The 16247-nt window shown below is 43.7% G+C and carries 18 protein-coding genes; 4 read left to right on the forward strand and 14 right to left on the reverse strand.

Annotated elements, in window-relative coordinates; translation table 11 throughout:
* Window positions 1–10 precede the first annotated feature (10 nt).
* From ybeY to miaB, 4 genes are all read right to left on the reverse strand, one after another.
* Window positions 11–448 carry an rRNA maturation RNase YbeY gene (gene ybeY / locus VGD82_RS09165; RefSeq protein ID WP_331020108.1) on the reverse strand — a complete coding sequence of 146 codons (438 nt, stop codon included), beginning with the start codon at window positions 446–448 and terminating at the stop codon, window positions 11–13.
* A gap of 8 nt (window positions 449–456) precedes the next feature.
* Window positions 457–876, reverse strand: a complete 420-nt coding sequence (locus VGD82_RS09170) for a phosphate-starvation-inducible PsiE family protein (RefSeq protein ID WP_331020109.1) — start codon at window positions 874–876, stop codon at window positions 457–459.
* 91 nt (window positions 877–967) lie between these two features.
* The gene (locus VGD82_RS09175) at window positions 968–1915 is read right to left on the reverse strand and encodes a PhoH family protein (RefSeq protein WP_331020110.1); all 948 of its coding nucleotides are present in this window, start codon (window positions 1913–1915) and stop codon (window positions 968–970) included.
* A gap of 2 nt (window positions 1916–1917) precedes the next feature.
* The gene (gene miaB, locus VGD82_RS09180) at window positions 1918–3246 is read right to left on the reverse strand and encodes a tRNA (N6-isopentenyl adenosine(37)-C2)-methylthiotransferase MiaB (RefSeq protein WP_331020111.1); all 1329 of its coding nucleotides are present in this window, start codon (window positions 3244–3246) and stop codon (window positions 1918–1920) included.
* Between the two features lie 116 nt (window positions 3247–3362).
* Between miaB and cysG the strand changes: the two genes are divergently transcribed.
* Complete coding sequence (cysG, locus tag VGD82_RS09185; RefSeq protein WP_331020112.1) at window positions 3363–4751, forward strand: siroheme synthase CysG; 1389 nt, start codon at window positions 3363–3365, stop codon at window positions 4749–4751.
* Between the two features lie 15 nt (window positions 4752–4766).
* On the opposite strand, the gene VGD82_RS09190 is transcribed toward cysG, so the two are convergent.
* The gene (locus VGD82_RS09190; RefSeq protein ID WP_331020113.1) at window positions 4767–6074 is read right to left on the reverse strand and encodes an ATP-binding protein; all 1308 of its coding nucleotides are present in this window, start codon (window positions 6072–6074) and stop codon (window positions 4767–4769) included.
* Window positions 6075–6150: 76 nt separating this feature from the next.
* The gene (gene ompR, locus VGD82_RS09195) at window positions 6151–6879 is read right to left on the reverse strand and encodes a two-component system response regulator OmpR (protein ID WP_167759932.1); all 729 of its coding nucleotides are present in this window, start codon (window positions 6877–6879) and stop codon (window positions 6151–6153) included.
* Window positions 6880–7208: 329 nt separating this feature from the next.
* Here ompR and VGD82_RS09200 point away from each other — a divergent pair, with 329 nt between their 5' ends.
* From VGD82_RS09200 to nhaA, 3 genes are all read left to right on the forward strand, one after another.
* Entirely contained in the window at window positions 7209–7766 is a 558-nt protein-coding gene (locus VGD82_RS09200) for an EF-hand domain-containing protein (protein ID WP_331020114.1), read from the forward strand.
* Between the two features lie 207 nt (window positions 7767–7973).
* Window positions 7974–9101 carry a GNAT family N-acetyltransferase gene (locus VGD82_RS09205; RefSeq protein ID WP_331020115.1) on the forward strand — a complete coding sequence of 376 codons (1128 nt, stop codon included), beginning with the start codon at window positions 7974–7976 and terminating at the stop codon, window positions 9099–9101.
* A gap of 64 nt (window positions 9102–9165) precedes the next feature.
* Complete coding sequence (nhaA, locus tag VGD82_RS09210) at window positions 9166–10332, forward strand: Na+/H+ antiporter NhaA (RefSeq protein WP_331020116.1); 1167 nt, start codon at window positions 9166–9168, stop codon at window positions 10330–10332.
* A gap of 241 nt (window positions 10333–10573) precedes the next feature.
* Here the strand turns inward: nhaA and VGD82_RS09215 are convergent, their stop codons facing one another.
* The 8 genes from VGD82_RS09215 to VGD82_RS09250 form a co-directional block, all read right to left on the reverse strand.
* Complete coding sequence (locus VGD82_RS09215) at window positions 10574–10864, reverse strand: EF-hand domain-containing protein (RefSeq protein ID WP_331020117.1); 291 nt, start codon at window positions 10862–10864, stop codon at window positions 10574–10576.
* 234 nt (window positions 10865–11098) lie between these two features.
* Window positions 11099–11932, reverse strand: a complete 834-nt coding sequence (locus VGD82_RS09220) for a MotR (RefSeq protein WP_331020118.1) — start codon at window positions 11930–11932, stop codon at window positions 11099–11101.
* Window positions 11925–13292 carry a flagellar biosynthesis protein FlhF gene (gene flhF, locus VGD82_RS09225; protein WP_331020119.1) on the reverse strand — a complete coding sequence of 456 codons (1368 nt, stop codon included), beginning with the start codon at window positions 13290–13292 and terminating at the stop codon, window positions 11925–11927. Before flhF ends, VGD82_RS09220 begins: the two co-directional genes overlap by 8 nt.
* 11 nt (window positions 13293–13303) lie before the next feature.
* A complete protein-coding gene (flhD, locus tag VGD82_RS09230) occupies window positions 13304–13621 on the reverse strand; it encodes a flagellar transcriptional regulator FlhD (RefSeq protein ID WP_135278485.1) in 318 nt (105 codons plus the stop codon).
* A 715-nt stretch (window positions 13622–14336) separates the two neighbouring features.
* Window positions 14337–14741: a hypothetical protein gene (locus tag VGD82_RS09235; RefSeq protein WP_331020120.1), complete on the reverse strand. Its 405-nt coding sequence runs from the start codon at window positions 14739–14741 to the stop codon at window positions 14337–14339.
* Window positions 14742–15071, reverse strand: coding sequence for a heavy metal-associated domain-containing protein (locus VGD82_RS09240; RefSeq protein ID WP_331020121.1), 330 nt, complete (start codon window positions 15069–15071; stop codon window positions 14742–14744).
* Window positions 15072–15091: 20 nt separating this feature from the next.
* A complete protein-coding gene (locus tag VGD82_RS09245; protein ID WP_331020122.1) occupies window positions 15092–15763 on the reverse strand; it encodes a hypothetical protein in 672 nt (223 codons plus the stop codon).
* Between the two features lie 65 nt (window positions 15764–15828).
* Window positions 15829–16191, reverse strand: coding sequence for a hypothetical protein (locus tag VGD82_RS09250; RefSeq protein WP_331020123.1), 363 nt, complete (start codon window positions 16189–16191; stop codon window positions 15829–15831).
* Window positions 16192–16247 lie beyond the last annotated feature (56 nt).

The raw sequence follows: 16247 nt of genomic DNA on the forward strand, positions 1-16247 counted from the left end.
AGTTGGCGTCCTATGTAATGAGATAGGGTGAAGCATACCCTAATTTCGTGACAATTGCAGTTTCTAGGCCTTCCATCAATTCAGCCTGCGCATCGGTTTCATGGTCGTAACCATGCAAGTGCAGGATGCCATGCACAGTTAAATGCGCATAATGTGCTTCTAGACTTTTTTGCTGTGCTTTGGCTTCTGTCGCCACTACCGGCGCGCAAATGATGATGTCACCCATCAGGTGGGGCTCTTCAGTGAGTGGAAAGGTCAGCACATTTGTTGCGTAATCTTTGCCACGATAAGTGTTATTAAGTAACTGGCCTTCTTCGGCATCTACGATGCGGATAGTTACTTCGGTGTCTACCCGCAGCGCAGCTTTTGCCCATTTGCGAAACTGGCTAGCACTAGGAATATTGTCAGCGGTGCTGGCATATTGAATGGATGCAGCTAATTTAGGCATAGGTAGTCTTAATCGGTTTTAGATTGTAAGTCTGTGCCATCTGTATATGGAAACTTCACGTGCCCATAGCGCACCACTAAAATAGCCAGTGCAATCAATAAGATGGAGCCTGAGAGTGCAAACATGGTCATCGCGTCAAGCTCTTTGATATCCAGCACCAGGAATCGAGCTAAGGCAATAATGCCAATATATAGCGGGTACCTGACTGGCAGTTTTCCTGCTGTGAGGTAGTGGCTCAGCATGGACATCACTTCAAGGTATAGAAACAGCAGCAATAGGTCACCAACATGTACAGTACGCTCATCCCAAATGTTTAAAATTGCCTGAAGCACGCCAAAAATAGTGGCAATACCAATCACAATCAATACTATTTGTTCAACAATACTTAAGCCTTTTTGCAAAATCTTGCTGTATTTATTTGGTGTCATTTTTTATCTCAAAAATTATGCATCGTTGTTTTGATTATACCTTGCGCGATTCTAGTGCGGTATATCAGGCTATGTGCCTGCTTTATATTCGTTAATTTTTTTGCTGTGATTCGTACTCTTCGTAAGCATTGACGATTTTTTGTACCAGCGGGTGGCGCACCACATCACCAGATAAAAAGTGCGTCATGGCGATGCCTTTGATATCTTTTAATACCTTTTGCGCTTCAACTAGACCACTTTTCTGGTGCCGCTGTAAGTCGATTTGTGTCACGTCACCGGTAATCACCGCTTTGGTGCCAAAGCCGATACGTGTTAAGAACATTTTCATTTGTTCCGGCGTCGTATTCTGCGCTTCATCTAAGATAATAAAGCTTTGGTTCAAAGTGCGGCCGCGCATGTAAGCGAGTGGTGCTACTTCAATCGCACCGCGTTCAAACATTTTGTTCACGGTGTCGTAACCGGCTAAGTCATATAGCGCATCGTATAGCGGGCGTAGGTAAGGGTCTACTTTCTGGTTTAAATCACCAGGTAAAAAGCCCAAGCGTTCACCTGCCTCAACCGCTGGGCGTACAAGCACAATACGTTTAACGCGGTCGCGCGTCATGGCATCTACTGCGCATGCAACGGCTAAATAAGTTTTACCAGTGCCTGCCGGGCCTATACCAAACGTAATGTCATGTTCCTGTATTTGCTGTAAATACGATACTTGGCGTGGAGTGCGGCCATGTAAGTCGCCGCGGCGAGTCATCAGCACAGGCATGGCGGTAGAAACCACGTCTTCAGGTTTGAGCTTATCAATTTCGACTAAACCCAGCTGTACATCTTCTAGTTCAATAGGTTTTTTTGCGCGGCTGTAAAAGTTCTCTATCAGTTGCGCGGCAAGGTGCGTGTTGTCGAGCTTGCCGCTGATGCTAAATGTACCGCCGCGGCGGTTGATGTTTACCTCGAGTGCGGTTTCAATCTGCTTGATGTTTTCATCCAGCGGCCCGCACAAGTTGGCAAGGCGAGCATTGTCTTCAGGGGTTAGGGTAAATTCCATGGTTATACGATCTCGCCAATTAAGCGTCTTGGGTTAGAAACGTCGGTAATTTTTACATTCACAAACTGATGCACCAAGCTCGCATCGCCTGCAATATCAACCACGCGATTATTATCAGTTTTGCCAGCCAGCAAGCTAGCATCTTTCCATGAGGCGCCTTCAATCAGTACGCGTTGCGTGGTGCCTAGCATTGCCTCAGAAATGGCTTTGGCCTGCGCTTCATTAATTGCTTGAAGCTTGTCTAAGCGTGCCAGTTTAATTTCTTGCGTGGTGTCATCTTTTAGAAATGCAGCAGGTGTACCGGGGCGCGGGCTATACAAAAAGCTAAAGCTTGCGTCAAACCCTACGTCCTGCATCAGTTTTACCGTGGCTTCAAAATCCGCATCGCTTTCACCCGGAAAGCCAACGATAAAGTCTGAAGTAAAGGTTAGCTTAGGGTTAGCCGTTTTTAGTTTGCGAATAATGGATTTGAATTGCAGTGCGGTGTAGTTGCGCTTCATCGCCATCAGAATACGGTCGCTGCCAGCTTGCACTGGTAAATGTAATTGCGCTGCTAGTTTGGGTACGGTAGCAAAACAGTTAATCAAGCGCTCATTCATTTCATTAGGGTGGCTAGTGGTAAAGCGGATGCGCTCAACCTGTGGAATTTCAGCAATGGTTTCAATCAGCATGGCTAAATCAGCTTCCACACCTTCGTATTCGGTACGGTAGGCGTTCACGTTTTGGCCTAGCAGCGTAATTTCCTTTACGCCTTGCTCTGCCAACTGCACAGCCTCGGTCAAAATATCGGCAAACGGACGTGAAACTTCTTCACCACGTGTATATGGCACCACACAGAAGCTGCAATACTTGCTGCAACCTTCCATAATGCTTAAAAATGCACTTACCCCTTCCACGCGCGGTGGCGGTAGATGGTCAAATTTTTCAATTTCAGGAAAGCTGATATCGACTTGTGAGGTGCCGCTGTCTTGCTTGTTTTTAATCATTTCTGGCAGGCGGTGCAAGGTTTGCGGGCCAAACACTACGTCTACATAGGGCGCGCGCTTGATAATGTTATCGCCTTCTTGCGATGCCACGCAGCCACCCACGCCAATCACTAGATTTGGGTTTTTCTCTTTAAGCGGAATAAAGCGCCCTAGATGGCTAAATACTTTATCTTCTGCTTTTTCGCGTACAGAGCATGTGTTGAGCAAGATCACATCTGCGTCATCCGGCGTCAGCGTTTCTACCATGCCGTCAGAAGCTGACAACATGTCCGCCATCCGTGATGAATCATATTCGTTCATCTGACAGCCAAAGGTCTTAATAAAAACTTTTTTAGGTGTATTCAAGGTGTTATAGCCAAAACGCAAAATATGATTTTAACGTATTTGCTCACTTGCCTCACGCAAAGTTGTTAACTACAAGGTAAAATGATTAACTTAATGTATAGATAGTTATTCAAAACATGCAAGCACTCCCTATTTTTATCAATATCACCAATCGACTATGTGTGGTGATTGGCGGTGGCGATGTCGCAACGCGTAAAGTAAGCATGCTGTTAAAGGCAAACGCAGCGGTCACCTTGATTTCACCGGAAATTTGCCATGAACTGCAAGCTTTGGCTGAAGCGAAAAAAATTCAATGTGTTCAGGCAACCTACAGTAAGCATCAGCTTGAGGGGGCGTGCCTGGTAATTGCCGCAACAGATGATGAAGCAGTGAATAAAGCTGTTTCAGTTGATGCAAAAGCATTAGGTATTCCGGTTAACGTGGTGGATGCTCCAGATTTATGTACCTTTACTATGGGCTCTATAATTGAGCGCAGCCCAGTGGTGATTGCGATTTCCAGTGAAGGTAATGCACCGGTATTGGCACGTTACATCCGTACTAAAATTGAAGCCATGCTGCCTGCTGGCTACGGCCGCATTGCAGGCATCGCGGGTGAGTTTCGCGATAAAGTGAAGGCAAAGTTTGCTACAACCCAAGCACGCCGTCGTTTTTGGGAAGATGTACTGCAAGGCCCGTTAGTTGAGCGTGTTTTGTCAGGTCAAGAGCAGTCAGCCCGCGCTTTGCTGCAAGATTTGATTGATCAAGAAAATGGCACGGCCAACAAAGGCGAGGTGTTTTTAGTTGGGGGTGGGCCGGGCGACCCAGATTTACTCACATTTAGAGCATTACGTTTGATGCAGCAGTGTGATGTCTGTGTTTACGATAAATTGGTCAGTCCCGAAGTGATGGAGCTGGTGCGCCGCGATGCTGAGCTGATTTATGTAGGTAAATCACGTGATCAGCATACCTTGCCACAAGAAGAAATTAACGTGTTACTTGCCAAGCTGGCATTACAAGGCAAGCGTGTTCTGCGCCTAAAAGGCGGAGATCCTTTTATCTTTGGCCGTGGTGGCGAAGAAATCGAAACCTTGATGGAGTATGGTATCCCATTCCAAGTGGTGCCAGGTATTACCGCTGCTAATGGCGTATCCAGTTACGCAGGTATTCCGCTCACCCATCGTGATTATTCACAAGCTTGCTTGTTTATTACTGGGCACTTAAAAGATGGTAGTCTGGATTTGGATTGGGAAGCGATGGCACGCCCAAGGCAAACCGTCGTCATCTATATGGGCTTGGTTGGTTTGGCACAAATCTGTGAGCAGCTCATCAAGCACGGTGTTTCACCGGACATGCCTGTGGCAGTAGTGCAGCAAGGTACTACCCAGCGTCAAAAAGTGGTCACTGCAACACTAGCAGACTTGGCGGAAAAAGTTGCAGAAGCCGGCCTTAAAGCGCCATGCCTCACCATTATTGGTGAAGTGGTGCATCTGCGCGAGAAATTGGCTTGGTTTGAGCCTGGCGCTTAATGCTTTAACACAAGGCTAGTTCTTAATTGGAATGCTCAACCTGGCCTCTAGCCCACCTTCAGGCCGGTTAATCAGCTCAAGTTTACCGTGATGCAGTTTTGCAATGCGGTCTGCAATAGCCAAGCCTAAGCCGCTGCCACCGGCGTTACTACGTGCCGTATCAAGCCGTTCGAATGGGCGCAATAATTTCTGTAGATGGCTTTCTGGAATCCCTGGGCCGTTATCAAAAATACTGATCACAATCCAGTCTGCCTGTATCTGGCTAGTAACGCGAACTTGCCCGCCGCCGTAGTTATAAGCATTGCCCACCAGATTGTCTAGTAAGCGTTGCATAGCCAATGGTTTAATTGGTACTTTATAAGTAGGTGCTAGCTGAATCACCAACTCTCGCCCAGCGCGCTGCTGCCTCTCATGCAGCGCTTGCAACAAGGTGTTGATGTCCACCATCAGCGTTGGTTCACCTTCTGTGCCACGCACAAAGTCTAAGAATTGATGGATAATATTATCCATGTCAGCAATATCTTGCACCATGCCCGATTTCAGGTATCCACAGTCTTTCTCTGGCAGCATTTCTACAGCAAGGCGCAGGCGCGCTAAAGGTGTGCGGATGTCGTGTGAAACGCCAGCTAAAATCAAGGTTCTTTCTGCATCAAGCTCTGCCAGGGACTCTGCCATTTTGTTAAAAGTGGTGCTTACTTCGCGCAACTCGGTCACACTGTCTTCTGGTAGCTTTTCTGGTTGCTCACCTTTACGCAGTTTGTCAGCCGCGCTCACCAGCAGATTTAATGGCTTGTTAATACGTGCAGCAAGCAAATAACCACCTGCTAGAGACAAACTTAAAACTAATGCAATCCAGCCTAGCCATTGCCAAGGGAACGGGCGTTCTACATGTACATTTGGAATTACGACCCAGAAGTCATCCTGATCAATACCAAAACTGACCCATAAGCCGCTGATGCCATAGTGCTTAGTGGTAATAATGGTTTGTTCACCAAGGCGCTCCCTAATCTTATCTGCCACCAAGTGGATGAACGGGTCATCGGGGAGCGGTGCAATTTCTTCCATAAAGTCAGCGTAATAAATACGAACGCCTTCTTTACCGGTTAGTTCTGAGAGCAAGGCCAAGCGCAGGTTTTCTTGCGATGCGATTAGGGATGCACGAGTGTAGTTAACAACTGTAACTGCTTGTAATGCGGTTGCCTGCGCACGTGGTTCACGTTCAAAGTACTCAAAAATCTGTAAAGATGCAAACTGGCCTATCGCTAATAAAACAGCGATAAGTAACATGATTCTTGACAGTAGCTTTTTGGGTAGCAGGCGCAATGTGGTTGGCTTAAATAGTAAAAATTAGCGTTAGGTCAGGCAGTTCTGATGTGTTTGGTTGCCTGACTTGTGGTTTTTAGTTGTCAGCTTCGCCATCTGGTATAAATACGTAGCCAAAGCCCCACATGGTTTGCAAGTAGCGTGGATGGGCCGGGTCTGGTTCAATCAACTTGCGTAAGCGTGAAACCTGCACATCAATACTGCGGTCGTATACATCTAACTCACGTCCGCGTGCCAGTTGCATTAGCCTGTCGCGTGATAGTGGTTGGCGCGGATGGTCCACAAACACCTTGAGCAATGCAAATTCACCGCTAGTAATCGCAATTGCAGTACCTTGGCGGCTGAGTGAACGTGTTGAGGCGTTGAATACAAAGTCACCAATGGTGATGTTCTCTGCCGCGTTCGCTGGTGCGCTCGGCACCAGACGCTCATGTCTACGTAGCACGGCATTAATACGTGCTAACAGCTCTCTAGGGTTAAATGGTTTGGGTAGGTAATCATCAGCACCCATTTCTAGGCCAATAATTCTATCTACTTCATCGCCACGCGCAGTGAGCATTACAATTGGCATCATTGTGGCATTGCCGCGCATCCTGCGGCAAATAGACAAGCCATCCTCACCGGGTAACATCAAATCCAGCACTAATAAATCAATCGCATCGTTAGCAAGTATGCTGTCCATTTCTTTAGCATCATTAGCCGTTTTAACGGTAAACCCTTGCTCGGTGAGGTAGCGCTGCAATAGCTCACGTAAACGGACATCATCATCTACGACTAAGATTTTTTTATTTTGATCGGCCATCATTATGTTTAAACCTTAATTTTTTAATAGCGTTGTGTTGAATAATTGTAAAAACAATATTATTTTCAATAACTGCAAAGTGTATGCTAAATTTATATTTATATTAAATTTTATGTGCCTGAACTTGCAATTTTATCTACAGTCTCATAGTTTATGTCGAAAAAATTTACAATTCCTTACAATTTCACTGTTTAATGAAACATTCAATTAACAAACGTGCTTCATGATAATGCAACTTCAATCGTAATGCTCAACATTGGAATCTTGATCTTTTGGATTTGATTTTGCTAAACAATATGTCATTGACCAAGTACGCGTGCCTAGTTTTATGCATGAGCTTAAGTCTTACTTTAAGCGCTAACCCTGGGAGCAGGAATAATTTGTCTGCGGCGGCTGAAAAGCCTAGACGTTCGACAGATGGTGAGCGTGCTACTGAAGATGATGCTAAAGAAGGCTACCAAAAGACGTTAAACCTAAACTTTAGCCCTGAGCGTAGAGAAATGCTACGTAAAGCACTTGAAGATTATGCTCGCTCTATTGACCCGAGCCACGATCAAATTGAAGAGCGTAGACGTGCAATGCAAGAAAGTATTGAAGCACGCTTTTTTGAAGCAGATTCAAATAATGACAGCACAATAGACCGACAAGAAGCCACAGAAAAACTGCCGCAAATTGCTAGACACTTCAACAGTGTAGATACAAATCAGGACGGCGTCATTTCCTTAAATGAGCTGGTAGAGGCACAGGCGAGAATCTTGGAGCGCCGCAGAGCTGCTGAGGCGGCAATTCAGTTAGAGAAGCAAAGAAAAGCAATTGAGGCTGAGGCGTTAGAAGATGCTAAAGCTAAAAATAAACAAGCGACAAACACCTCCAAAAAAAAGGCACTATAGAACTGCACTGATATCAGTCAGCATTTATACAGCGCACTTCACTCTTCAATATCCATCAACCCATTACACGTATTGATTTCATCAATATTGATGCAAACTTCTACTTTTCTCTGGATTTAATCATCATCTTTAAAGTTAGGTGTATTACCTTGCGCATACCTTAGTGCATAATTAGGTATCAATCATGAACAGATATGGTGCTGATGTATGGCGTTAAGGCTTGAGGTTGGCAATGGTGTAGCACAAGTTCCTGCTCAGGCTTGGAATGCCTTGCTAGATGACATGCCCCTATTAACGCATGCTTTTCTGAGTGCGCTAGAGACTTCAAAGTCTGTCGGTGGCGGTACTGGCTGGCAGCCTTCGCCACTTTTGTTATATGACGATGTGCAGTTAATAGGCGCTATGCCGCTCTATGTAAAGTACCATTCATATGGTGAGTATGTCTTTGATTGGGCATGGGCTGAGGCGTATGAGCGTAATGGCCTCAATTATTACCCAAAGCTTGTTTCCGCAATTCCATTTACCCCAATTACCAGTACACGCTTGATTGCTGCTGACGCTGAAGCGAAACGATTGCTCATTAACGCGCTGTCACAAATTGTGCATAAAAACAAAATGTCATCAGCACATGTACTGTTCCCGGATGATGGTTCTGAAAAGGCATTTAAAGAAGCGGGATGGATGCAACGGCATGGCGTGCAGTTCCGATGGCACAATCCTGGCTATGCCAGTTTTGAAGATTTTTTAGGTCAATTAAGCCATGATAAACGCAAAAAGATTCGGCAAGAACGTAAGAAAGTCTTAGCTTCTGGCGTGGTTTGCAAGTCAATTAAAGGCGCTGAAATTACTGCTGAGCAATGGGATTTTTTCTATCAGTGTTATGAAAACACTTATTATGAGCACCGATCTACGCCATATTTGACCCGTGATTTTTTCAAGAATATTGGTAGTAGTATGTCGCAGCATATCTTGTTAATTATTGCTTATTTGGATGGGAACCCAATAGCTGCAGCTTTAAATATCTACGATCAAACTACGCTGTATGGCCGTTACTGGGGTGCGTTGCAGTATGTGCCCAATTTACACTTTGAGCTTTGTTATTATCAAGCTCAGGAGTTCTGTATTGCTGAGCATATTGTGTATTTTGAGGGTGGAGCGCAAGGTGAGCATAAGTTGGCGCGTGGCTTTAAAGCTAGGCCGACTTGTTCTTTTCACTTAATTGCAAACCCGGATTTTGCGTCAGCCATTCAGGATTTTGTCACACAAGAGTCTGCAGGGCTTGCGGCATACACCAACGAGCTAGATGAGCGTGCGCCATTTAAATCGCAAAGTTAATCACTGAGTGAAAGTTAGCAAATACATATATTATTCATTTCATAAAATAATAATGAGCAGCAAAATGATTTCAGCATCAGTAAAACTATCCAACACCTTCAACAATTTTTTCGCATCAGAGAAATCGAGCGGAATTTTGCTCATCTTTTGCACGTTGATCGCAATTCTGATGACTAACTCATCAATTGGCCATGCGTACTTAAATTTCTGGCAAGTTAAATTTGGTGGTTTAAGTTTGGAACTCTGGATTAACGATGGCTTGATGGCAGTGTTTTTTCTACTTATTGGATTGGAACTCAAACGTGAGCTGTATATAGGTGAGCTTTCTAACTTTAAAAATGCGCTACTTCCTATTGTCGCTGCTATAGGTGGGATGCTCGTCCCAGCACTTATTTATTTCATACTAAATCATGGCACGCCAACTCAGGATGGAATTGGCATCCCGATGGCAACCGATATTGCCTTTGCATTAGGGGCATTGGCTATTCTTGGTAGTCGCATACCGGCTTCGCTGAAAGTGTTTGTTGTTGCTTTTGCCGTTATAGATGACTTGGGCGCAATTGTGGTGATTGCATTGTTTTATACGGCTCAACTCTCGGTTGCGTATCTTGCTGGTGCTTTTATTGTATGGGCACTACTCGTGGTGCTTAATAGGACATTAAAAATAACATTACTTTTGCCATACCTGATTGGTGGTCTGCTCATGTGGTTTTTTATGTTCAAGTCAGGTATTCATGCAACGATTGCAGGTGTCATGTTGGCTTTTTCGATTCCATTTGCAGGGAAATATAATGACAAACAATCCCTTTCGCATCGATTGGAGAGCTTTCTACATAAGCCCGTAGCATTTGTTATTTTGCCAATTTTTGCATTGGCCAACACAGGCATTACTTTTGACTCAAATTGGTTGAGTGGCCTTACAAGTTTAAATGGTCTTGGTATTGCCATGGGCTTAATTCTCGGTAAACCAATAGGTATCGTTTTAATATGTTACTTTGCCGTTTTAATTGGCATATGCAAGTTACCTTCTGACCTGAAGTGGTCGCACATCACTGGCGCAGGTATGCTCGGTGGCATCGGCTTTACCATGTCCATTTTTATTACTAATCTAGCTTTTTTAGGTAGTCCTGAAGTGATAAATACCTCTAAGATGTCTATTCTGTTAGCTTCTTTGACGGCTGGAGTCTTAGGTTTTCTTTGGCTGAGGGTGTTGGGTAAAACCAAGGTGTAAATATCAGCCATTTTTTGCGTCGACTTCCATGGTTAGACGAAAACTATCGTCTGTACGGGCTGCTAGGTCAACTTATAATCAAACGTATAAGCTTTACTTATTTATCAGTGTGCTTATGCATGGTCAAAAAAGACAAAGCCTCCTTCTAAACTTTTAGGGGAGGCTTTATTACATGGCTGCTATGCAAAAGTCAGCGGTGTTTTATATTGAAATACTCAAGTTCGTATTCTGTGTTGGGTTGCTATTTTTTCTCTGGCGCTGTGGGATGGTGTTCCATTGCATCATGCGCGGCTTTGCGCTCATTAGCATCGATTTTTCCATCTTTGTTAGTGTCCATTCTGGTGAACATTTTCTCAGCACGTTTTTGATGTTTCATCATAAACTCCTCACGCGAGATCGTCCCGTCTTTGTTCATATCTGCATGTTCACAGTGGTTTGCGCCTGCTTCGCCCATGTGGTGGTTGGCGTAAGCGACATTAGCCAAGCCTAGTAACAATGTGCTGGTTAATAACATATGTGTAATCTTCATCATATATCCTTTTTTAATAACAAAAAATGTATATTACTCACTGAACGTTGTAACCAATATAACGTTGACTCACTATACGTTAAAAGATTCATAAGTATGTATATTGCGGTGGCTAGTAGTGTAGTGCTGATTCCATTGTAAATGTTGGTAAGCACAAATGTTTGTCAGTATGTACATGTAATAAAAAAGGCTCCGCAAAGTGGGAGCCTTTTTATTATTTGTCGCGTTAAACGCAGCCTAAGCTAATGCACCGCTACTTTGCAGCATGCTGATATCTGGCATGTGAATACCTTTGCTGTTAATACGTTGAGCAATTTGTTGAAACGCATTAGAAGCTGGGGTTAGCGGAAACGCATCAATAATTGGGCGACCAAGCTTTGCTGCACGGCTTAAGTGTACATCTGCTGGAATCGCACCAAAGAACTCAAGCTCAATTTGCATAAAACGTTTAGCTACTTGTGCAATATTGTTAAAAACCACTTCAGCCTGTGCGTCATTAGCATCATCTACAATAATGCCAAAAGAGCGTCTGCCAAGCTGGCTGCAAATGCGCTTAATTAGCGTGTAAGCGTCTTTAATTGATTCCGGCTCGCGGGTGAGTTGAATCAGAATGTCGCTGTTATTCAGTGTTTGCAATGGCAATAAGTCATCGCTATTTAGCGTTGCATCAACCAATACAATTTCATATTGCACTACTAACTCATCAAATAACTTGTTCAGTGCTGCACCAGCTTTGCTATTAAGTGGCGTGCTTACTTGATTTTTTGGCAGTAATCTAGCAACAGCAAACTCTTGCTTGGTATTTTTAATTGCCAAAGATAGCGATGCAGATGTTTTTGCAACTTCTAACAGCGTAGGTGTTTTATCAACTTCATAGCTGGCCTCGCGTGTAGTGCTTGATGCATGCATAATCAGCACATCACTGCCTTGCGCGCGAATAGATGCGGCCAAGTTAATCATCATGCGTGATTGGTCTGCAGAAGAGGCAGAAAGCACTGACACCACGCGAGGTTTGGGTGCAGCCATGATGCGGCGTAAACCTGCCGCTTGATCATTTTTGAAACTAACCACGGCTAATCTCTGTAGATAAAGTATTTACTGATGGTCTAGTGTTAGCCATGATAAGTGGCAGTTCTTCATTTTTAAATTGCAATGAACGGCCATCCGCACCAATTTTTAGTGCTTTTTGAATCAGGTAGCTCTTGTTTGATAAATGGATATCTTCAGGCACACGCTGACCATTTGCCAAGTAATAAAGCTTTAGCTTGCCTCTGATAATAACGTCGAGCACACCGCCAATAGTAACAGCCTCATCCAGCTTGGTAATAATGGTGCCATCCAAGCCCTTGCCTTTATAAGCTCTAATTACATCAGTCAGCGTCTCGCCTGTGCTAGTTGCGTTCAAGCAAAGCAGCTTTTTAATGCCGGCGTTAGTATTGGAGAGCATTGCAATTTGCTCGGTCACCATCGTATCGCGCTGGCTCACGCCAACGGTATCAATCAAGATGGTACGTTTGTTTTTTAATTCGTTAAGCGCGATTTTAAGGTCTGCTTCGTCCTTAACCGCGTGCACCATCACGCCAAGAATCTTGCCGTATATTCTAAGTTGTTCGTGACCCCCAATACGATAAGCATCGGTAGTAATCAGGCCTAAACTTTCCGTACCATGTTTCATCACATAACGTGCGGCAAGCTTAGCTGTAGTAGTCGTTTTGCCAACGCCAGTAGGGCCGATAAGCGCGAAAATTCCGCCTTGGTCCAGCATGCCCATCTCGTTAGGAATAGTGTCTAGGTTTTTGCTCAAAATGGCCTTTACCCAAGCAAGCGCTTTGGCTTCATCCAGATTAGCTGGCATTTTCTCAGATAACATTCTGGCAAGTGCTGCACTAAAGCCAGAAGATAGCAGAATGTTCAGAATTCTTGTTTTTGTAGGGTATTGCTGCTGTGTATTGCTCCATGCAATTGTAGTGAGTTGAGATTCAAACACATCGCGCATGCTGCGCATTTCATTCAAAATCTCAGTCATTTTTTGGCTGGCATCTAGCATAGAGGCCTGCATGATGGTGTCTGGTGCTGGCTGTGCAAATACAGGTTCAGCCTGGATTTTTGGGGCAGGCACTTCTTGCTCAATCATGCTTGATGCAAAAGGTTGCGCTTGATTGCTATGAAAACCCTCGATTTTTTTATTGATTACTGAGATTAACGCTGATGGGTTGTCCTCACCAAAACCCTCGGTGTGGTTGCGGTATGAGGCTTCCATAGTGGCTACGTTATCAACAATCGCGTCTAAATCCTCTTCTTTTAGCGCGGTGATTCTATTACCGCCATCTACTGCGCGGTTAGATAAAATAATGGCATCCTCTCCCAGCTCCATACGCACTTGCTTGAGCGCTTCGCGAGAGTTAATACCAAAAAATTGCTTTATATTCATACTTAATCTTATTAAGAAATTTGCTCGGCCGATTGACTCGCCAGCAGAACAGAGGTGTGTAAATGCGCCTGATCGCGGTCTTTTGAATAATCAGTCAGCATGCCGAGTACTGCACTGTCGTCAAATCGGAAGCGAGTCAGCATCATGTTTGTACTGCTCAGCTTAACAACCTGCATATTACTCAGGCTTTCTAGCAAATCAGCAATCTCTTTACTGATGCCTAAAAGAAACATAGCGGTCGCTTTATCTGAACTGATGAGCTGCTTAGCCATCATCAAATAGTTGAGATTTGCGTCCTTGATTTCGGACATCATATCTTTTACATTCATTTTGCTTCCTAATTCGTTGTTTCTATTGTAAAAACCGTGTTGCAATTGGCTTGGTGAAATGTAACTCTTTAGACTGATTCGACCAATGGCTATTTGTCTATTTATTTTGTAAGAATATGTCTTACAAAATAAATAGGTGGTATGGGAGTCATTGTTCTATATGCTAATTACCCTGCAAAGCCTCGTGGATGGCTGAGTTGGCACATGTAAACTGTTGGTAAATCTGAGTAGAATTAAGTGTTTTAGTGCTGGATTAAGGCATCAAGTTCTAGTGTTTGGCACTTTTAGCTTGGATGATGCGTTGTATGATGACACTAAAATAGAGGCGCAAAAATTTAAAAATGAAGATTACTGAGAAAATGGGCAAAAAAATAGCGCTTCTGCAAAAAAGCGCTACAAACTTTGAGAGAGTTATATATTGCAAATCAATTCAATATATGTAGCCATCATACTGAGCAGTAATTAATGAATTATTTCAGATGGTTAACTAATTGTTTCAATTATGAAAAAAAGTATAAGTTCCACCTTGGTAATTCTGTAAAATTTTAGCAAAAAAAGAAGACGCCTCATCTTTGGAATGAGGCGTCTTTATTGGCTAGCTGGCTTATTAGCTCTAAGCATTTACACCTTAAAACTTACTAAATCTCAATAAGGTTTACTTCTTATTAATTATTTATATACGTTTTTACTATAAAGATAGGTCGCATATTAAATATTAAAAAATTAATGGTGCGATAAAAGCAAAGAATCCTCCAATTAAAAATATGATGACAGATGCGATATATACGCGCAGTGAGGTTTTGCGTGTACGTATGCATACCGCGGCTAGCTCTGCATCGGCCGGGCATGGCAAACTGCGTGCCTGCCACTGCAAATAGCCTGATAGCACAAGCATCACGCCAGCAAATATAAACACGCCAAGCTTATGCTCAGAAAACCATACCAATTGCGGCATATTGCTTACTAATGACGACATCACCGCACCGGCACCCAAGCCCACCAGTGCGGCGGGCAGTGCGCAACAAATCAGCGTGCCGCCACTGGTAAATAGGGAGATAAATGACGCGGACTTTGTTTTCCTAAGGCTAGCCATTTCTTGGTTGGCAGAAGTAGGTAACATTTATTTTGACTCCATTTCTGCTTTAATGTGTTCAATCGGGTGGCTGCTGATCTCAATGCTAGTCACCTCGTAACCTGCATCTTTAATCAAATCTTTTACTGTGTCGTTAGATAAAGTTTGTCCATCTTTAAGCTCTACTGCCACGATACGTTGCTTTAAATTGACATAAACGTCTTTGGTTTGTGAAAGCGCGCGCATTTTCTTCTCAATACCTTGTGCACAAAAGGCACACACCATACCGTTTACGTTGGCTTTAATGGTTTGTGTAGCAAATGCGGCTTGGCTGAATAATGCTGCGATGATAGTTGATGCTAATAATAGTTTTTTCATAATAAATTCCTTAATAATCATTAAAATATATACATAAAGTTAAAGCGTGGCTGGCCAGAATTATTGACGCCTGCCTCTACAAAATAACTTTTATTAATGAGCCGTAACATGGGCGTGACTTCAATCTTGTCAGATAAGCCATTCATGTTGCGGGCTTCTAAAATGCCCCACGGTTGAGTTTTGTCATAATCGGTTTCATAAAATGAGAAGCCGGCACGCACGCTGGTGAAATCATGGTTAATATGTTCCGCACGATACAAACGATGCGCAGCAGCAAAGTAAACGCGTGTGGTTTCATAATCAAACTGAACACCTGGGGTAACCATCACTTTGTCAAAATGATGGCTTTTTCCCACTAAGTCGTTTTCACCTTGTATCGCGCCAATACCACCGGTAAACCATAAGTTGGCTTGCGAGTTAGGCAAGTTCCAGCGCTTGAGCAAACTGGTGTAGGTGAACTCTTCTAGCGTACGAGTTTTGGTTTCATCGTCTGAGCGCATGTAAGTCGCACCAACGCCAAAAGCATCGCGAGGGGTGATGGCGTAATTTACAAACGCCTCCCGCCAATTAGCGTTAAAGTCACCCATCGCCATAAATGAGTCTTTAAAACCCATAGGGCCTGCTACTGCGTTAAAGCTGGAAACAAAAAGCCCGACCTTAAGTAAAAACTTGAAGCAACTGGAAAGTTGCATGATTACACTCCTAATCAATTTCTAAATTGTTGTATGCCAGCAAAAAATGCTGGCATCAAGAGAAATTAACTAAAGGTGCGAGGAGGGCGTTCTAGTGAGTCAGGTACCTGAGAGTGAAAATTGGGAGCAATAAAAGAAGTGAAATCATTCACGGTAGGACTAGTGGCTAAAGTAAATAACGGCATAGCTAGCACTAAGCCAGCGCATATCACCGAACAAGTGCTCCCTAAGCAATAAGCGGGCTTTTGCTGGGTTTGCTTACCATGATGCATTTGCATTTTGCAATGATCGCTCATCGCCGCACTTTGCTGTGAGTTTTGCTCACTAAGCATCGCGGTATGGTGACCACTCTCTACACTATTAGCTTGGTTCATGGCCATTTGCATAGAAATAGCCTGCATTGGCATTAGCAATACTAAAAGTGTCACTAGTAAATGTAAAAATTGTTTTCTCACAGCACTTATGATGCCTCTGATTTGAAAAA

It is taken from the genome of Methylotenera sp., from assembly GCF_036401095.1.
Taxonomy (GTDB): Bacteria; Pseudomonadota; Gammaproteobacteria; order Burkholderiales; family Methylophilaceae; genus Methylotenera.